The organism is Bradyrhizobium sp. SHOUNA76, assembly GCF_023006445.1.
In the GTDB taxonomy this organism is placed as follows: domain Bacteria; phylum Pseudomonadota; class Alphaproteobacteria; order Rhizobiales; family Xanthobacteraceae; genus Bradyrhizobium.
This window is the reverse complement of the sequence record NZ_JALBHA010000001.1, coordinates 33,644-51,608: the sequence shown is the minus strand read 5'-3', so window position 1 is coordinate 51,608 and position 17,965 is coordinate 33,644. Positions and strand designations below refer to the sequence as shown.

Sequence of the window (17,965 nt, the reverse complement as noted above, 5' to 3'; positions counted from 1 at the left end):
AGACGGGTCAGCCGCACAAGCTGATACTCAACAACTGCCTCGGGGGATCGCTTGGGGATCCCCCGACAAAGGCATCATTAAAGGGCAGGTGTCATGACTGACGTTGGACGGCGGGGGGTGATCCCCCCGCCTGCGAATCTTTACCGGATCCCACTTATGCATTTGTCGGGACTATGGTCGTCCAGGCACCAATTGGCGAACGATGCCGAACGGCCGACGTCGCGGCTGGTCGGCTGGGCAAGGCGCTGGGTTGACGCCCTGCGGCAGCGGGTCTTCGTCGCTCGCCTCCGACCGGCGGAGAACTATGACGAGCCGCAGTCAGAGATGTCGGCTTTCCTGCGGTCTTGCCGCCGGATTTTCTGGGCTCTCGCGGCCTTCAGTGGGATGAGCAATCTCCTCATGCTCACCGGCTCCTTCTTCATGCTGCAAGTCTATGATCGGGTGCTGCCTGGGCGCAGCATACCGACGCTGATCGCCTTGATGGTCCTGGCCGCGGTCCTCTACCTGTTTCAGGGTGGGCTCGACTTCGTCAGGAGCAGGATCAGCGCGCGAGTCGGCCGGTATTTCGATGAAAGGCTCGGCGTTCGCATATTCGACGCGCTTGTGCGCCTGCCCTTGAAGACCAGGGCCGATGGCGACGGCCTGCAGCCGGTGCGGGATCTTGATCAGGTCCGCAGCTTCCTGTCGAGCGGCGGGCCGACGGCGCTGTTCGATCTGCCGTGGATGCCGATCTATCTCGGCGTCTGCTTCCTCTTTCACTTCTGGATTGGCGTCACTGCGCTGGTCGGCGCGTTGGTGTTGATCGGCATTACCATGCTCACAGAAACCCGGACGCGGGGGCCGGCGAAGGCGTCCTCCCGCCTCGCAGTCTCGCGAACGGCACTCGCGCTCGAGGGCCGACGAAATGCGGAGGTTCTGCAGGCCATGGGCATGCGGCAACAGGCGGCGTTGCGGTGGCGCGATGTCAACGCGAAGTACCTCGCGGCTCATGAGCGGGCCAGCGATGTAGCAAACAGCCTCGGCGGCGCCTCCAAGATCTTCCGGGCAATCCTGCAGTCGCTGGTTCTTGCCGTTGGCGCAGTCCTTGTCATCAACCAGGAATCGACGGCCGGCATCATCATCGCCGGATCGATCCTCAGCGCGCGGGCCTTGGCGCCCGTCGAACTGGCCATTGCGAACTGGAAAGGGTTCGTCGCTGCGCGGCAGTCGGGACAACGGCTCGATGCTTTGCTGAAGCTTCTCCCCAGCGAGGAAGAACGGTTGGCATTGCCTCCTCCTGTTGAAGCTCTCACCGTCGAGCATCTCTGTATCGGCGCTCCGAACTCGGAGCGGCCCACCGTCAATGAAGTGTCGTTCCAACTGCGGCGCGGGCAGGCGGTTGGAATCATTGGGCCGAGCGGATCCGGCAAATCGACGCTGGCACGCGCGCTGGTGGGAGTATGGCCGAGCATTCGAGGCCGCATACGGCTGGACAACGCCGCACTCGATCATTGGTCTTCTGACGCCCTCGGCAAGCACATCGGGTACCTGCCTCAGGATGTGGAATTGTTCGACGGCAGCGTTGCAATGAACATTGCGCGGTTCGATCCGCAGGCGACCGCCGCCGCTGTTCTGGAGGCCGCGCATGCCGCGGGCGCGCACGATCTCATCCTCTCGTTTCCGGACGGCTACGGCACGAAGATCGGCGAGGGAGGATTGGCGCTGTCGGCGGGGCAGCGGCAGCGCATCGGGCTCGCACGCGCCTTCTACGGCAAACCGTTCCTGGTCGTGCTCGACGAGCCATCCTCGAATCTCGACGCCGAGGGCGAGGAGGCGCTGACCGAGGCGATCCTGAACGTACGCCGACGCGGCGGGATCGTCGTCGTGGTCGCCCATCGTCCGAAGGCGCTTGAAGGCGTCGATCATGTCTTGTGCCTCGGGGAAGGCAGAGTTCAGTCCTTCGGCAAGAGAGAGGAGGTCCTCAAGAAGGTCTTGCGAAATCCCGTGCCGCTCAAGGTGGTTGCGGAAGCTCAAGGAGGCAGCCGATGAACGGACAGGTGGCGCCGGCGATGCAGTCTATCCAGCGTTACATGATCGTCGGTATGATCATGTTCGGTCTGGTGACATTTGGGGTCGGCGGCTGGGCGACAACGAGCCAGTTGTCGGGCGCCGTGATCGCCCAGGGCGTGGTCGTGGTGGATTCGAGCGTCAAGAAGGTTCAGCACGCCACGGGTGGGATCGTGGGTGAGTTGCGTGTGCGCCAGGGTGATCGGGTCAATGCAGGCGACGTTTTGATCCGTCTCGACGAGACTCAGACGCTCGCCAATGCGACGATCGTCACGAACAGCATCGATGAGCTGCTCGCACGCCAGGCTCGTCTCGAGGCCGAGCGCGATGGTGCCGAGCAGCTCGTGTTTCCCAAGGTGCTGCTCGACCGAGCCAAGGAGAGTAACTCCGAAGCTAGCCGCGCAATCACTGCGGAGCGGAAGCTGTTCGACCTTCGCCGTCAGGCAAGGAGCGGGCAGAAAGCGCAGTTGCAGGAGAAAAGCGCGCAGCTGGAGAACGAAATCAAGGGCTATACGGGGCAGACCGAGGCCAAGCAGAAGGAAGTCGAATTCATCCGCCAGGAGCTGGAGGGCGTGCGCAGCCTCTGGCAGAAGAATCTGGTGCCGATCACGCGGCTCAATTCCCTCGAGCGCGACTCCGCGCGCATCGAAGGCGAGCGCAGCCAGTTGGCCGGCATGATTGCGCAATCGAAAGGCAAGATCTCCGAAATCGGTCTCCAGATCATTCAGATCGACCAGGACCTGCGGACGGAAGTCGGCAAGGACCTGATCGAAGCGCGCTCAAAGCTCTCCGAGCTGGGCGAGCGCAAGACTGCGGCGGTCGATCAATTGCATCGGATCGATATCAGGGCGCCACAGACCGGCCGCGTCCACGAGCTTAGCGTCCACACGGTCGGCGGGGTCATCTCACCCGGCGAGCAAATCATGCTGATCGTGCCTGACGCGGACTCGCTCGCCGTCGAGGTCAAGATCGCCCCGCGCGACATCGACCAGGTCTATGTGGGGCAGACCGCGACAATGCGTTTCGCTGCGTTTAACCAGAAGACCACTCCGGAGATCGATGGAGAGGTCAGCATGGTCTCGGCAGATATCACGCAGGATCAGCGCGCCGGCACAAGTTACTACACGGGTCGCATCCTGCTGAGGCCGGAGGAGCTGGCGAAGCTCGGCTCGGCCAAGCTGCTGCCAGGAATGCCGGTCGAGGTCTTCATCAAGACGGCTGGTCGGACTGCGCTGTCGTATCTGCTCAAGCCACTGCACGATCAGGCGGAGCGTGCATTCAAGGAGCGGTGAGTCTCGGTGCAAGCCGTGAGCAGCGCTTGACGAAACGCAAGCAGGCTGGCGCCCCTACACCTGGGGCGTCAGCGTTACTGCGCCCAGCCCCGCAGTAGATTGCGCGCCCATCGACCGATCGGCCGCGGTGAGTGTCTGTCGCGCCGTGCCGAGATCGCGGATTGCTCAAGTGACCGTCCGCTCAGCACGTCCATCCGCTTGGCGCGCAGGGTCGTCGCGACGACGAAGCCGAGTATTGAAGCTTCAGCTCCCACAATGACGAGCAGCTCAATTGGCATATGAAGTCAGTCCTGCTGCGAGGGCTGTGTTTGCGATTTGAGCATGGTGGGTAATTAAATCAATAAAATAATCTGCGATCGGAAAAAGGCCTGTCTCGCTTTGCGGTGGCGACGCCGGTTATCGGGGATCGCGCTTCGCACGGCTTGCAGGAAAAGAGCCAGCCTTGCCCGGTCTCTCGCTCCATTCTCGCTCCCTGGGTTGCAATCGTCGCTGACGCGAATTGGCCACCGCGTTTAAACGGAATAAATAATCTTGTTTTAATCGCGTAAATTAAATATAATTATATTGATTAAATAGCGAAGTGGTGATCTGCGCGATCGGCAGCGTTGTGCCGAGGTCCGCGTCGATCTGGCATTCGCAGGAGGATCGGCAAATGCAACGGACCTCAGGCTTGGTCATCGCGGCAGCCGTCGTGATCATCTTCGGGGGCGTTCAATGGGCCGGTGCGGCATTGCTGGCCGTGCCAAGGGTCCCCCAAACGGACCCTGCGCAGATCGAGCTGGGGCGTCCGGCTCTTCCGCCCCTCACTTACACCCTGTTTTGCCTGCGCTATGAGGCCGAATGCCGCCCGCGGCGGTTCTTTCGGGGCGGGTCGATCCGGTTGACTGAGGAGCGATGGGCGGAGCTGTGGGAGATCAATCGCAGGGTCAATCTCGCGATCGAGCCGGCCCGCAACGAGCTCGGTCTTGCGGGCGAGGCGTGGATCATCAATCCCGCTCGTGGCGATTGCAACGATTACGCGGTGAGCAAGCGTCACGAGCTGCTTCGGCGCGGCTGGCCGGCGCGCGTCCTGCTATTGAGCGAAGTCGTCGTCAGTTCCGGTGAACATCATCTGGTGCTGCTCGTACGTACCGGGAGCGGCGATCTCGTGCTCGACAATCTCACGCCGCAGGTAAAGCCGTGGTCGCGGACGACCTATCGCTGGGTTCGCGTGCAAAGTCCGGGCCGCGACGGGCTCTGGGTCACGATTGGACGAGAAGGGGTGTGAAGGACTGGCGTTAATGCCTCGATCCTTCCCTGGCCAGAACGGTTGCGCTTATTCATGAGCGCATTTGATCTGCTCGAGCGAAGCGAGCCTGTCTTCAAGCGCGACGATCCGGCGAAGAAGATCAAGCCGCGACAGCCCCAGGGTAGCGCGCGTCGATCCGATGACAGAAGCGGCAGCACATGGTTGCTCGGAGTTGGGAGGAAGGGCACTGAGCATCCGCAGGACGCCGTCGCCGGTCAGCACATCCACCCAGCCTTCGGAAGTTGACCGTCCTACGATCCGGCCTGGTACGCGGCCGATATAGCAGGGAGCATCAAGCCGCGGCAACGCGTTGGTGATGATGAGCCGCTGCCCGTCCAGGTGGGTGAAGGCACCGGGAAATGGCGGTGTTAAGCCGCGGATCAGCCGATCGATGGTGTCGGTAGGCTGGCGCCAGTCGATCTCTCCATCTTCCGGAACACGGGCGCAGCCATAGGAGGCATTGTCGGTATCTTGAGAGGTCCCTTGGTAGCCGGTGATCGCTCGTACGACGACCCCGCCGAGCTCACGTTCCAGAATCGCGTTGAGGCGCTCGTAGAGCGAGGTGACCGTGTCATTCGCGCCGATCGGAATGGCCTGCTGAAACAACAGATTGCCGCCATCAAGCTCCGGGATGACAAGATGAATGCTGATCCCGGCAGTCGTCTCGCCGTTGATGATTGCCCAATTGACGTTGGCGCGGCCGCGGTAATGGGGCAGAAGCGAATAGTGCACGTTGACGAAGCGACACAATGCGAGAATCTGCGGCGGGATGATCCGATCGAACGAAGAGATCACCACGGCCGCCGGGCGCACCTCTGCGATCACTTTCTGAAGCTGGTTCAAGTCCTGCATCGCCGTGACCGGGATGCCGCGATTGTTGGCAAACGACGCTAACGCGCTCGCGTCGGGCTGGTCCGGTCTCCGGAAGATCTGGGTCACGCGGCAGTGCGCAGCCAACGAGCGAAGCGCTGCGAAGCCCGTCGGCCCGTCCGCGAGGAGTACGACATCGGGCTGCGGGCGCTCCGTCATATCACCTCCGGCCATGGTACGAGCTGGGCGAAACCATCCTCTGTGACGGCACCGCCTCGGCGGACCCACTCGGCCGCGCGCAAACCGCCGGTCTGCAATCGTATGATCGGCTCGGGGCCAATCTCCGACAGCAGAATGCCCATATGGCCCTGGCCGACCGAGTGTGCAGGCCAGATCGCAAGACCATTGGCGGCCAGCACGGCTCGATCGATGTCGCCCCAGAACTGCACCACAACGGCGCCGTCGGGCGCGCATGCGGCGAGATGCGCAGCCTCCGCTTGGCCGACGCGCGGCGCGTCCGTTGGTTGCAAGGCGACAACGAAGGCGTCCCATGCGCCAGGATGAACTGCCGCAACGCTGTCGAAGGTCTTGACGTTCGCCCCCAGGCTTGCCAGCCCGGTGTGCAGCGGGGCAAGGAAGTCATTGTCGCAGAGCAAGCCGATTCTGCTGCCCAGGACCGCCAGCCCGCAATCGTGCAACTGCTTCACGGCGAGCGGGCCAAGGAATGAGAAGACGTCGATGGCGGGGTGTCGCTCGTTGACGCCGACCACCGGGATTTTGCGCCGTGCGCACGCTTCGATATCCAGGTCCTCGCGACGAAACTCCCAGGCCTCGAACATCAAGGCAATCACGGCGTCGCCGCGCAGCTGGTCGATCAGCGCAGCTGTAAGGGGACGGAGGTGGCCACTGTTGGTCACGATATCGACGCTGTGGAGCACCTCGTGGCTGATCTTTTCCAGAATCTCGATGCGGTCAGCGACGTCTAGGGGGGCCGCGATCTCGAAAGTCTCCCGTTTGACGTCGGTCACAGTCCCATGGCGGCCAGGTTTCGTGAACGCGTAGACGTGCTTGGCTCCGGCCATTGCAGCCAGGACGGGGGTCACGGCATACGCGCCAGTTGCAGCTTCGGTCAGTACAGTCATTCCCGACATGTCTAGTCCGGTTTCAGCGAGGGCGCGCTTCATCAGCATTCGCAGTCGAGCAGGCGAGAAGCCTGGCCTGCAAAGTGCGCTCGTGTCCGCATCGCCAGATCGCAATTGTTTGACTGAGGTGCCGATCGCAGTCATTGATGGGTCCCGCTGTTGCTGCTGGAAGGCGCCGGCTTCATCGTGTTCTCGACCGGCGCGCTCTGGATATCCAATCGCGCGCCGCCCGGAGCACGTTGTAGAGCGGATCGGGTATGACCGCGCGCAAGTGATCCTGCCAGCTCATTCGCTCGATCCATTGATCCTCGCCGGGTCGCGCCGCCCAATACTGCACTCGGCGTTCGCCCGATGCGGCGACGCGGCGCGTCGTCGTGTAGTAATAGGATGCGACGGAAAGGCGCATTCGACCAGGGGGACAGGAGACCGGGTCCGGAAGGCCGTGGAGAGTGGCACCGTGCGTCTCCCAGAGGATCATGGTGTTGAACCGCGGGAAGATGCGGCATCCGAGCGCTGACATGTCCGCAGGCCACAGTTCGAGGCTGCCGCCGTAGGATTCGGGCCAATCCCGATTGAGATAGATGAGCAGATTGACCCGGTGGAACAGTCCGGTCGTCGGGTGAATCTCGAAATCGCGATGGATCTTCGTGAAGCCTCCTGGCGGCGTTCGATGCACTCCCGCAAATTTGTGCGTCGGATCGGATTGAAGATCGCGAACACCAGTGACTGCCGAAATGAATTCTCGGAAGTGGGCGCTATCCACCAAGCTCAGCAGATGCTGGGTGGCCGGCCCCAATCCGTCTGATACCTCCTGCTTCACCAGGCGATCGGTGTTCGTGGTAATCAGACGAGCCTCTTGGAGGGCGGTGCATTCGGCCGCGACCATGTCCAACAGCTTCTCGGGAAAGGCGTCATTGACGACAATGTGCTGCCAAGGTTTTGCGGCTGCGTATTCGGCGCGCAGGGAGTTGGCTCGGGCAAAGAGGCCGCTCAACGAGTGAAGCTGGAAATCAACATGCAAATCCGCAGACTCCGGCTGCCGTGCCTGGAGCTAGGCCTCCAAGACCGTGGCCAAATTAAATAATACTATAAATAGGCCTGGAATTAAATGTCAAAATAAAATTACGAGCCTGCGCTTGAGCCCTGCACAAATATTCCAAATTTCATCTCCACAGGCCGCCAGCCGATGCAAGTCGGGATCGTAGACGCGAAATTCAAATCACGTGATTAACTTATTTAATTTGAGGGGGCGATGATTCTGCTGTACCTTGCTATTGGGCTGGATAGTAGCAGGACGAGCCGATGACCCAACTCGATACGGAAGGCGATGATCGTCGTGAATTCTTGAAGGCCTGCGGAAAATTCGCCGCTGTTACCCCTCCGACGGTGACGCTGTTGCTCTCCACCTCCTTGACCTCGGCCGCGATAGCCAGTTCGGGGGGCCATATTGTGCGTGGCAACAATGGCTTCGGCAATGGCGGCCGTGACGGCAGTCCTAACGGAAGATCGGACAGCGATCGGTAAATTCTGCGGTCCGATGGGCCGCCGCGGCGCGCCAGCGCTCAGCCGGTCCGGCGGCGTCTTTGTGCGGACGAGCGGTTGATCAGGAGATCGTTCAGCTTCTTGCCGGCGCGCAGCTGCGCTTTCAGCCAGCGCGGCTGCTTGCCGCGGCCGGACCAGGTTTCGGACGGGTTCTTCGGGTTCTGGTATTTCGGCAGCACCGGGGGGTACGGACGGCGCTGACGTTCCCCGGTCGGGGACGAAACGGCGGTCCCTTCAATCTTGCGCAGCCGCTCTTCCAGCTTGGCCTTTTCCGCGGTCATCCTGCGACTGAGAACGGTCGTGACCTCATCGTAAAGCCGCCACAGCTCGGCTGTGGTCAAGTTGGCCCAGTCACCCTTCTCCATGGAAGCCGTCCCCAGCTACTTCCGAACCGAAACAGGAGGGGCATTATCAGGTCATACCAGGGTTGGGCAAGCGTGATCCGAGCGCGCGGCGGCGCTTGTGTGCAGCGCAGTACTTGGTGCTAGCGGTTGAGACCGTGTCCCCGACCGCGCGGTCGTTTCCCAAGCGCCCTCCGTCCGGGGGGACGTCGCTTGGGCTCGAGCAATCGCTTCTCTGCTTTCAACACGCGACTACGTAAGTTCTGCAATTCGGTGAATTGAACGATGAGGGCCTTATGTGTTTGATGCAAAATCGCCGAAGAATACATGTGATCACCTACTCATTGCCAACGACGACCCGTGCCGATCATTGAGTTGCTGAATTGGCGAATCAGCTTCAAGCGCGGTACCGAGACTTCATCGGTTACTCCAGGGGCTACGATAAACCGCAGCCTTTGTCTGTCCTTGATTACCTGCCGTTGCTTTGATGAATAGTAATACTTTTTCACACCTCTCTTCCCGATGCGAGGGCTTCACGAACAGCCTCGCCTCAGTGAAACTTCGTCGAATGTTAGATTTGAATCGTGAATGTCCCTATATATCGTTCGTAATATCCGGCTCTAACTAAGGTAGTTGGATGTCGATCATAATAATAACCCTCCCGATCGGTACGCCGACGACATTCTTGGAGTGAATTTTCAGATCGATGCTATCAAAAATTGTAGATGAAACGTTCAATATCCCCGTGGAATTTGCGGTTTCTTATTTGCCGTTGAGCACCGCATTCTTACGGTGCTGCAAGCATTCTCTGGGCGAGCTACGGTAGCGTGGCCATCGAGCGTTGCCGCTAGGTGCTGTCTCAGACCTAAGACGCGACGCTATTGACGGGGCTGACTGGTTATAGACTCGCGCGTCTCAAAAGGGGGGATTAAACGGCCGCAAGGGGGGTTGTTAGCAATAGGCAGGGGAAGCATGCGCCGTACCAGAATTGTCATCGCTGATCGACATCCGATCGTCTTGCAAGGGATTAGGAGCGTTCTTGCGGCGCAGCGTGATTTTGCGGTCGTTGCTTCTTGCAGCGATGGCGCTAGCTGTATCGAGGCAATTCGATTTCTTGCGCCGGACGTCGCGCTTGTCGATGCTGCACTGCCCGACTTCAGTCGACAGCGGATCCTCGCTCCTACAAAGGCCGTCGGCCGCCGTGCTCCGATAATCTTTTTCACCGGTATGGCGGGCGACCATGAGTTACAAAGGCTGGCCTCGGACGGCGCCTGCATCGTCCTCTCGAAGGATTCGGGTGTGGAGATGCTGGTCGCAACTTTGCGGAAAGCTGCCCGGCGCCAAGCAGCAGCCCCAAGCACCGATCACGTCAGCGAGGAGCCCCACGCCGGTGAGAAGTCCCTGACACAGCTAACTGACCGGGAGCGGCAGATCATGCGGCTGGTATCGGAGGGGCTATCGAACAAGGAGATCGGGCGTCGGTTGAATCTTGCCGACGGTACGATCAAGGTCCATCTTCATCATATCTTTCAGAAGCTGGATATCAGCAATCGTACGGTTCTTGCGGCATTGGCGATTTCGCGAAACGAGCTGCATTCAGCACCAGGTGAGTTGGATTCCCCTGATCTTTTGCGTCAGGATCCGGCCAGCGCTGATTGACCGTGTCTGGCGTTTTCAGGAGTCTGCCGAAAGGCGGTCTATGGCGCTGCGAGATGCTCAATCATGTTGCGGCAGGCCCCTTCGGCCTCGGCCAACGTTCGAAAGGGCGAGCCGCCAATCTTGATTGCGGCTTGGTTGTTGTGGAGCGGACGCCAACTCGCCAGGTAGCCGGAGCGTCCGTGGAAGCCCGGACCTCCCGGGCTTCCGAAACTGATCACGAACGAGAAGCCGTGACTGTTCGCACTCCAGATCTCCATGTCCCGGACGGACCGATAGAATTGCAGTGGCATCGCAAGGGTCCATTGTAGCCGAGCCCGCGCCCGGTCGGTTAAATTAAAATTAACCAAATTAAATGCCGTAACGCAACTCAAATTTGCGCGTTGGCAGGGTGCCCCGGAAAACCGGGGGAAGACGCCGGAAATTGCCGGCGTTCTGTCCGGGGCACGCACGTTCAGCAAACTCTCACAAGGCCAAGAAAATTAGTGGTTGAGAATTCATTTAATATATAATACTGTAAATAATATTTTAAATCGAGGAGGCGCGTCGTGACCCGAGACGGCAACGAAGACGACGACCGGCGGGCATTTTTGAAAACCTGCGGAAGATTTGCAGCCGTGACGCCCCCTGTCATGACGCTGCTTCTGTCCACCTCCTTGAGTTCAAAAGCCATTGCACGTTCGGGCGGCTTGCACGGGGCGAGGCAAAGCGACAGCGGCCAGTCGTTCTTCGACAATAATCGGTCATCCGCGGCAGGGCCGGGGAGTTCCGGTGGCGGATCATCAGGGGGCGGGGGAGCACCTGGCGGTCGCCCTGCTGGATCTTCTCGTGCCGGCGGGACATCCGGCGGTGGATCCGGCGGTAGCGGCGAGTCCGGTGCTGGCGGAGGCAGTGCCAAAGGGCCCTTCGCAACCGGCGGCAGCTCTGGAATTCCAAGTGCAAATGGTGGGGTCGATTGCGCAGACGATGAGAACGAGGAAAGGCGCAAGGCCGATTGCCCCGGAGCTAATACGCGGATTTCCAGCGCAACCGAATCCAGCCGGTAAGATCTTTTCGGCCCATGAGGGAGCCCTATGGGCTGCTGTGCGGCCAAAGCCAGGTTGGGCCTTGCGCTCCGACAGGCCAAACGCGAGGCCGAAAGCACATCTGGCCAGCCGAGCCGCCTTGATTCACCGCCGTAACGGTCGCGTCGTTGTGACGAGCGTCCCAAGGCGAATGGATGACCCGAACCTTGATGTCTGGTTAGCTTCGGCCGGGAGCCAGCCATCGCTGCAACGTTCTTGAGCTCGCTCAGGATGCGGCAATTTGTAACGACCGAGTCTCGTGCACCTTTGCTGAACCGCGAGGGTGCATGTGCGAGTGGTTCGCGAAGCGCTTCGGTTCTACGAGCCTGTCCCGGCTATTCGGCTACCGGGCGAGCGGGAAGAGGGCCGCGCTAGATTCCCATGGCCGAGCCCGACCGCGCCGCGCGAGACTATCCGATCGATTCTGCGGCTCATGACCTTGTAGCACTCGCATGCCACGGCTTCGAGCCGCGGCCGATCAATCTCGAGCTGGCCGCGCCGATTGGATTTCAACGCCCTTGACGCGCGCATTGTGCACACGACATGCGTGACAGTGGTGCGGCGGACGCCCAGCAACTCCGACAATGTTTCTTGCGTCAGCGGGAGCAGATCAACTCCATTCGCACGATCGTGGATGTGAAGAAGCCAGCGCGCCAGGCGGGCTTCGACGGAATGCAGTGCATTGCAGGCCGCCGTGTACTGGAGTTGCGTCAACAACGACATCGTGAAGACCTGCACCATGGATGCGATTGCGGGGCTGCGATGTTGTGCTGTCAGGAATTGCGCAGGCGAGATCTGCAGCGCGGCCCCGGATATGCGGACGACCGCCGTCGCGGGCGCGGCGGATGCGCCAAACGCTGACGTCAAACCCACAGCGCCCTCGTGCCCGATTATCGCCGTAGCAACTGTCTGCCCGTTCGGCAGCCCCGTGATCGCCGCGATCGCACCGCTGAGGGGGAAGAGAAGATGTTCAATCTGTTCGCCCGATCGGACGAGCACGGAATCGCGTTCGATCACGACTTTCCGCAGATGGGGCGCAAGCAAAGCAAAATCCGCTGGTGGCAACCCTGCTAACAAACGATTACCAACTCTGGTCGCGTGGTCCATCATGGGATTGGCTCCCGACGGATGTTCGGCACTAGAACTCATGCCGATATGTCGTGCTGCTCTGCAGAGTGCCAGCTCAACAGCAAGCCAACCGACCACCAAAGATATGGTTCCCATAGCCAATGGCGAGCCTGCGTGGCTCGACGATCGCATGCCGCGGCGGAGATACTGTGCCTCTGGCTCCAGCTGGTGCCAGGCAGGACTACCGCGGACATCACAATTGATCGCATGACGAACGACAATTTGGCGTGTGCAAGGAAGCCGAACGTGGCGACCGCCCGTGCCGTCGACACGCAATGGCGATAGGTGCTCTCGTCATCTGGCCCGCTGATATCCTCGTTGAAGACGAGTTCGAGCGGCATCGCTTCAAGTTGAAGCCGAGGCTTGGGCGCCTTCACACGCTCGCGCCGCATGGGCCGTGCAGTCGCTGGGAGGCCTCAAGTTGGCATTCGCGCTCTGCTGGAGGCGTATCGCCCTTCGACATGCTTTCGCTAACGATCGCGCCGCAGGTCTAGTGTGAGGGACTGCAGTCAAACTTCTTGATCCTCCCGGTAACGTCAAACGAGAAAAGCGCACTCATGGCACCACTATTGGTGACGTACGAGATAATGGTCCCCTCGTGCGACGGATTGAGATCGCTCAACGTGCCCGCCGGATATTCTCGGAGGCGATCAATCCAATAGGCACGAAGTGCCTCGTGGCCGGTAATGGTTTTGACGCCCCCGCAGCCGCAGTGCACCACGGCATCTTCGGCATACATTTCTAAGATCGCCTCGATGTCGCCCGCGCGGTAAGCATCCAGCCAGTCAATGGCAATGGCCATTGGGTCAAATGGCATATTTCTCGCCTACATGCCGTGTAAGCTTGTGATTTTAGGTCGTTTTTGGCCCGCTAAGCCTCTTTTTCCTGCGCGATTAATTGTATTTTAATAATTCGGCTTGGCCTCGGCCATATGCCGAAGTACATAGATGGTCGGGCCGAGGCAGAGTCCATGTTAGACGTGTCTGTGAAGCAGAGACGGATCCGGCTTCTGATCGTAGATCGACAACCGATCGTTCTACAGGGGCTGAAGTCGGTGCTCGGGGCAGAGCAGGACTTCGACGTTGTCGCATCATGCAGCGATGGAACAAGCTGCCTCGAAGCAATTCGGAATTTGGCACCCGACGTCACGCTTGTTGCTGACAACCTGCCAGATCTGACGGTACCCGAGATCCTCGCGATTGCGAAAGCTGAGAATCTCTCCACGCGCTTGGTGTTGTTTACCGAGTCCGAAGCAGATCACGATCTAACCGCAGCTATTGCTGCTGGCGCCTCCAGCGTAATCTCGAAGCATGCTTCCTCCGACACTATGCTGCGATTGCTGCGCCTGATGACAAAGCGCAGCGATTCGCCCGAGCAATCCGATCTCTTGCCAGCCGACGAGGGAGCTGACGGCGGCGGCAAAGTTGAAACGATGCTGGAGCTGTTGACGCACCGGGAGCGTCAAATTGTACGACTAGTCTCAGAAGGAATGTCGAACAAGGAGATCGCGCGCCAGCTAAACGTTTCCCCAGGGACAGTCAAAGTACACCTCTACAACATATTTCAGAAGCTCGAAATTACCAACAGAACCGTGCTCGCTACCCTCGCGTTGTTGCAGCGCCCGTCCGGCTTCGGCCATCTTGCGCTGGTGTTCCTGGCGTTCGCAATTGCGGACGAACTCAAGGCGTCGGAAGCGCACGACGTGGATCCGGATGACGACAGCGTCGGTCGCGCGGGAGAGCATGCCGAATATGAGCCCTGGAAAAGAGCTATTCTCCGAACCCTCATGGTCGAGGAATCCGGCGAGACGCCCGCGCTCACCCAGAGGGACTTCCTTGCCAAGGCGAGCCTAGTCACGAACCCGGCGGCGCCAGTAGAAGCGCTGCGGCCGGCTGAGCAATCCGTAGGCTCGAAAGCGTGGAAAGACTACGGGCCAGTTGGATCGAGCACGCTCAATCTTCCTACGCCATTACTGCGGGGAGCCAGCGACCCACAGATCGGTGGTGACCCGACCGCGGAACATCAATTCCCGCGGCTTAATTCCACTTCGACGTTGATTCACGGAGGGTATGGCACCTTCGCCACTTTGACCGGTGCGTTGATTTACGCATTGAATGATCCCCATCTTGCGGTGCAATCGCATGACCCGGGCAAAGCGCCGATCGACAGCTTCGTGGTGGTCACCGCCGAAAATGCGACCACAAAACTGGCCGCGATCACCGATGCTGATACCAATGAGGTAGACGGCTCGCCCCCGGCTTTCCCTTTGCACGATTTGCGCCTGCCTGCCGCGCTTGTGACCACCGGCAACGAACGCGTTGCTGGAGAAGGCGTTTCGAGCCAAATGAGTCATGGCGCTGCGGATGACAACCTGCAAGGACCTTTTGGCTCACTGGACACTGGTCACGAGGCCGGTATTGGCGGAGATGGCCACGATCAACTGATGGGCGGCAACGTTGGCGAAAATGTTGTTTATCGCTCCGCGATCGATTCTAATTCGAGCTCTTCCCACTCTGGCTTCGATTTCGCATCTGGATCGAGCCGAATCAATCTTGCTGCTTTCGGAGCGCTTGCCTGGCTCCATTTGACGGCAGCAAGCAAGTCTATACCGCCGCATACCCTCGCTTGGATCTACGATCCCGCAACCAACGAAACGATCGTCTACGTGAACCCGACCGATCGAAGTCTTGATGTCGGGGACAGGGCCCTGCTCGAAATCCATCTGCAAGGGATTGTCTCCATTGCGGAGTCGGATTTCGTCGGCCAGCCGGAAGGCGCGGCTGTCGCGATCACCTTGGAGCAGTTCGAAGAAGCGCTGATTTCGGCGACCGCAAGCGATGAGACTGTTCTGAGTACGGACAGTGCCCATACAGTAATCGAGACGAGCGGGAGCACGCTCGGGACCGCTGGAGTTTGGAGCATTCTGGCCGACGACGGCTTGGGGTTCGAATTCGGGCAGGCTCGGACCGGCTTAGGGGGCGCGGCCAGGTTCAGAACCTTCAGCAGCGATTCGGCGGGTACAAGGGATGAGAGCGCTGACGGGTCCGGCGGGTCGCCTCATGTTTCACCGATCGTGCTTGTTCATAGCGCGGCAGTTGAAAATCTCACATCGAAGAATGAGCCCATTAATGAGGGGGCTGGCTCTGGCCTCTCAGCGGGCGGTAACTCACAGCACGCTCCGGAGCCAGGGTCTGCAGCGGAATTGACTGAAGCTGTCGTCATACGGGGGAATGGCGTCGGCAATGACAACGAGCATCATTCCCCCGCTTCGGACGCTTCGCGAGGGTCAGCGAAGACGGCAGAAGCAGATGGCGTGGAACGCGGCAATTCGGGACACCCAGCCTCGCCAAAACCACCGGAAGCAGTCGACCCTGGTGAGCCAGGCCTCGGTAGCCCGGGCCGCGGCAACTCACAGCACGCTTCGGAGCCAGGGTCTGCAAAGGCGGCAGCGGAGTTGACTGAAGCGAGCATCATCCGTGGGAATGGCGTCGGCCATGACAACGAGCATCATTCCCCCGCTTCGGACGCTTCGCGAGGGTCAGCGAAGACAGCAGAAGCAGATGGCGTGGAGCACGGCAATTCGGGACACTCAACGTCTGCAAGCGCGCCGGAAGCAGCCGACCCTGGTGAGCCAGGCCTCGGTAACCCGGGCCGCGGTAACTCACAGCACGCTTCGGAGCCAGGGTCTGCAAAGGCGGCAGCGGAGTTGACTGAAGCGGGCTTCATACGGGGGAATGGCGTCGGTCATGACAACGAGCATCATTCCCCCGCTTCGGACGCTTCGCGAGGGTCAGTGAAGACAGCAGAAGCAGATGGCGTGGAGCATGGCAATTCGGGACACTCAACGTCTGCAAGCGCACCGGAAGCAGCCGACCCTGGTGAGCCAGGCCTCAGTAACCCGGGCCGCGGTAACTCACAGCACGCTTCGGAGCCAGGGTCTGCAAAGGCGGCAGCGGAGTTGACTGAAGCGGGCATCATACGGGGGAATGGCGTCGGCCATGACAACGAGCATCACCCCCCCGCTTCGGACGCTTCGCGAGGGTCAGTGAAGACAGCAGAAGCAGATGGCGTGGAGCACGGCAATTCGGGGCACTCAACCTCTGCAGACGCACCGGAAGCAGCCAAGCCTGGTGGGCTAGGCGTCGCAAAGGCCGGTGGCGCGGGCGGCGATAACTCACAGCACGCTTCGGAGCCAGCGTCTGCGAAGGCGGCAGCGGAGTCGACTGAAGCGGGCTTCATACGGGGGAATGGCGTCGGTCATGACAACGAGCATCATCCCCCCGCTTCGGACGCTTCGCGAGGGTCAGCGAAGACAGCAGAAGCAGATGGCGTGGAGCACGGCAATTCAGGGCACTCAACCTCTGCAGACGCGCCGGACGCAGCTGATCTCGGTGAGCCAAGCGTCGCAAAGGCCGGTGGCGCGGGCAGCGATAACTCACAGCACGCTTCGGAGCCAGGGTCTGCGAAGGCAGCAGCGGAGTTGACTGAAGCTGGCATCATACGTGGGAATGGCGTCGGCCATGACAACGAGCATCATCCCCCTGCTTCGGACGCTTCGCGAGGGTCAGCGAAGACGGCGGAACCAGACAGCGAGAAACACGGCAATTCGGGGCACTCAGCGTCTGCAAACGCACCGGAAGCAGCTGAGCTCGGTGAGCCGAGCATTGCAACGGCTGGCATCACGGGCGGCGGTGGCTCACAGCACGCTTCAGAGCCAGGTCCTCCACACGCGGCCACAGAGTTGACTGAAGCTGGCTTCGCACCGGGAAATGGCGCCGAGCATCACGCTCCGGTTTTGGATGTTGCGGGAGCGTCAGCCGGGGAAGAGCCGACCGTCGTGGAGCACGGCAACTCCGGGCACGATTCACGCCGCTCTGAAGACGCACCGGAAGCAGCCGAGATGGTCGAACCAAGCGTCGCAAATGGCAGTAACGCCGGAAACTGGCCGCAGGCTGCGCAATCTGCTGCAACTGCCTTGGGACCCGTACAGCCGGCTAAAGTTGCCTCCGAAATTGGCGGCGCAGAACTGGCGTTTCGCTTCGATAGCTATGCAACTCCTCCCACATTCGTCGCGGTAGTTGAGGTTAATAACCCACTCGATCCGCACGTTTCGCTCGGTCAGGAAAAGGATCTCCACATCATCGGCAAATTGATCCCTAATGCACTGGACGAACACGCGGTTGCCCCCGTTCATAACCTTCCGCATCACGCCATTTTACCCGCGCCTCATGACGTGCTGATTTGAAGTGTTCCATCGTTGACTAAAGACGAGCAGGAGCGCGACCGCGAGGGCCCGATGTTGAGCAGGCTGCCGCCCGCGTCCATGGGTCGAGCGTGTCCAATTTGAGCCGGCGTTTCACAGTCTGTTGAGGCTCGGATCAATCCTCCGAAGACGAGCCTATTCTGCTTCTCTTTACCGCTCGTGAGGGCCGCCTTGCGCTTCCTGACCAGCGATCAGACTTATTCTGGTTGAACGGACCGTTCGCTTAGGCGATGGATGTCTGTCTTTAGCCGGACAGCAGAGAGAGGCGGCTTTTCATGCTCACTCCATCGGATACGTGGGGCGAAGCCAGCGAATCTTGGGGGTATTTGTTTTCCGTGGCGCCCATGATGGATTGGAGCGAGAGTTCAGTCTTAGAAGATGGTTTGCGAGTTG

12 protein-coding genes and 1 pseudogene are annotated in these 17,965 nt (G+C 60.3%); 7 read left to right on the top strand and 6 right to left on the bottom strand.

Annotated features, from left to right (window positions below; translation table 11 throughout):
* Positions 1–324: 324 nt before the first annotated feature.
* The 3 genes from MOV74_RS00240 to MOV74_RS00230 all read left to right on the top strand — a co-directional run bounded on the left by MOV74_RS00240 (position 325) and on the right by MOV74_RS00230 (position 4,605).
* Positions 325–2,028, top strand: a complete 1,704-nt coding sequence (locus MOV74_RS00240) for a type I secretion system permease/ATPase (protein WP_404979094.1) — start codon at positions 325–327, stop codon at positions 2,026–2,028.
* A complete protein-coding gene (locus tag MOV74_RS00235; RefSeq protein ID WP_246916359.1) occupies positions 2,025–3,338 on the top strand; it encodes an HlyD family type I secretion periplasmic adaptor subunit in 1,314 nt (437 codons plus the stop codon). The genes MOV74_RS00240 and MOV74_RS00235 overlap by 4 nt, the downstream gene beginning before the upstream one ends.
* Positions 3,339–3,921: 583 nt before the next feature.
* On the top strand, positions 3,922–4,605 hold the full coding sequence (locus MOV74_RS00230; protein ID WP_404979091.1) for a transglutaminase-like cysteine peptidase: 684 nt from the start codon (positions 3,922–3,924) through the stop codon (positions 4,603–4,605).
* A 48-nt stretch (positions 4,606–4,653) separates the two neighbouring features.
* Here MOV74_RS00230 and MOV74_RS00225 read toward each other — a convergent pair whose 3' ends face one another.
* Genes MOV74_RS00225 through MOV74_RS00215 form a run of 3 tightly spaced genes read right to left on the bottom strand, consistent with a single transcriptional unit; the run spans position 4,654 to position 7,599 of the window.
* On the bottom strand, positions 4,654–5,655 hold the full coding sequence (locus MOV74_RS00225; protein WP_246916357.1) for a methionyl-tRNA formyltransferase: 1,002 nt from the start codon (positions 5,653–5,655) through the stop codon (positions 4,654–4,656).
* Positions 5,652–6,722 (bottom strand): hypothetical protein, encoded by a 1,071-nt coding sequence (locus tag MOV74_RS00220; protein WP_246916355.1) that lies wholly within the window; start codon positions 6,720–6,722, stop codon positions 5,652–5,654. Before MOV74_RS00220 ends, MOV74_RS00225 begins: the two co-directional genes overlap by 4 nt.
* Positions 6,723–6,759: 37 nt before the next feature.
* Positions 6,760–7,599 (bottom strand): 2OG-Fe(II) oxygenase, encoded by an 840-nt coding sequence (locus MOV74_RS00215; protein ID WP_246916353.1) that lies wholly within the window; start codon positions 7,597–7,599, stop codon positions 6,760–6,762.
* Between the two features lie 281 nt (positions 7,600–7,880).
* Between MOV74_RS00215 and MOV74_RS00210 the strand changes: the two genes are divergently transcribed.
* The gene (locus MOV74_RS00210) at positions 7,881–8,102 is read left to right on the top strand and encodes a hypothetical protein (RefSeq protein WP_246916351.1); all 222 of its coding nucleotides are present in this window, start codon (positions 7,881–7,883) and stop codon (positions 8,100–8,102) included.
* A gap of 38 nt (positions 8,103–8,140) precedes the next feature.
* On the opposite strand, the gene MOV74_RS00205 is transcribed toward MOV74_RS00210, so the two are convergent.
* Positions 8,141–8,485: an H-NS family nucleoid-associated regulatory protein gene (locus tag MOV74_RS00205; protein WP_246916349.1), complete on the bottom strand. Its 345-nt coding sequence runs from the start codon at positions 8,483–8,485 to the stop codon at positions 8,141–8,143.
* A gap of 948 nt (positions 8,486–9,433) precedes the next feature.
* On the opposite strand from MOV74_RS00205, the gene MOV74_RS00200 reads away from it, so the two are divergent.
* Positions 9,434–10,120 (top strand): response regulator transcription factor, encoded by a 687-nt coding sequence (locus MOV74_RS00200; protein ID WP_246916348.1) that lies wholly within the window; start codon positions 9,434–9,436, stop codon positions 10,118–10,120.
* A gap of 545 nt (positions 10,121–10,665) precedes the next feature.
* Positions 10,666–10,956: pseudogene (locus MOV74_RS00190) on the top strand (hypothetical protein); the annotation flags it as partial.
* A gap of 543 nt (positions 10,957–11,499) precedes the next feature.
* On the opposite strand, the gene MOV74_RS00185 reads toward MOV74_RS00190, so the two are convergent.
* Both MOV74_RS00185 and MOV74_RS00180 read right to left on the bottom strand, forming a co-directional pair.
* Complete coding sequence (locus MOV74_RS00185) at positions 11,500–12,291, bottom strand: Crp/Fnr family transcriptional regulator (protein WP_246916346.1); 792 nt, start codon at positions 12,289–12,291, stop codon at positions 11,500–11,502.
* Between the two features lie 508 nt (positions 12,292–12,799).
* Positions 12,800–13,111, bottom strand: coding sequence for a nuclear transport factor 2 family protein (locus MOV74_RS00180; protein ID WP_246916345.1), 312 nt, complete (start codon positions 13,109–13,111; stop codon positions 12,800–12,802).
* 168 nt (positions 13,112–13,279) lie between these two features.
* Between MOV74_RS00180 and MOV74_RS00175 the strand changes: the two genes are divergently transcribed.
* Complete coding sequence (locus MOV74_RS00175; protein WP_246916344.1) at positions 13,280–17,554, top strand: LuxR C-terminal-related transcriptional regulator; 4,275 nt, start codon at positions 13,280–13,282, stop codon at positions 17,552–17,554.
* Positions 17,555–17,965 lie beyond the last annotated feature (411 nt).

Coding starts and splice junctions, on each gene's coding strand:
- MOV74_RS00235 (WP_246916359.1), top strand. CDS start 2,025: ATGAACGGACAGGTGGCGCCGGCGATGCAGTCTATCCAGCGTTACATG.
- MOV74_RS00180 (WP_246916345.1), bottom strand. CDS start 13,111: ATGGCCATTGCCATTGACTGGCTGGATGCTTACCGCGCGGGCGACATC.
- MOV74_RS00210 (WP_246916351.1), top strand. CDS start 7,881: ATGACCCAACTCGATACGGAAGGCGATGATCGTCGTGAATTCTTGAAG.
- MOV74_RS00205 (WP_246916349.1), bottom strand. CDS start 8,485: ATGGAGAAGGGTGACTGGGCCAACTTGACCACAGCCGAGCTGTGGCGG.
- MOV74_RS00175 (WP_246916344.1), top strand. CDS start 13,280: ATGTTAGACGTGTCTGTGAAGCAGAGACGGATCCGGCTTCTGATCGTA.
- MOV74_RS00240 (WP_404979094.1), top strand. CDS start 325: ATGTCGGCTTTCCTGCGGTCTTGCCGCCGGATTTTCTGGGCTCTCGCG.
- MOV74_RS00200 (WP_246916348.1), top strand. CDS start 9,434: ATGCGCCGTACCAGAATTGTCATCGCTGATCGACATCCGATCGTCTTG.
- MOV74_RS00225 (WP_246916357.1), bottom strand. CDS start 5,655: ATGACGGAGCGCCCGCAGCCCGATGTCGTACTCCTCGCGGACGGGCCG.
- MOV74_RS00220 (WP_246916355.1), bottom strand. CDS start 6,722: ATGACTGCGATCGGCACCTCAGTCAAACAATTGCGATCTGGCGATGCG.
- MOV74_RS00185 (WP_246916346.1), bottom strand. CDS start 12,291: ATGATGGACCACGCGACCAGAGTTGGTAATCGTTTGTTAGCAGGGTTG.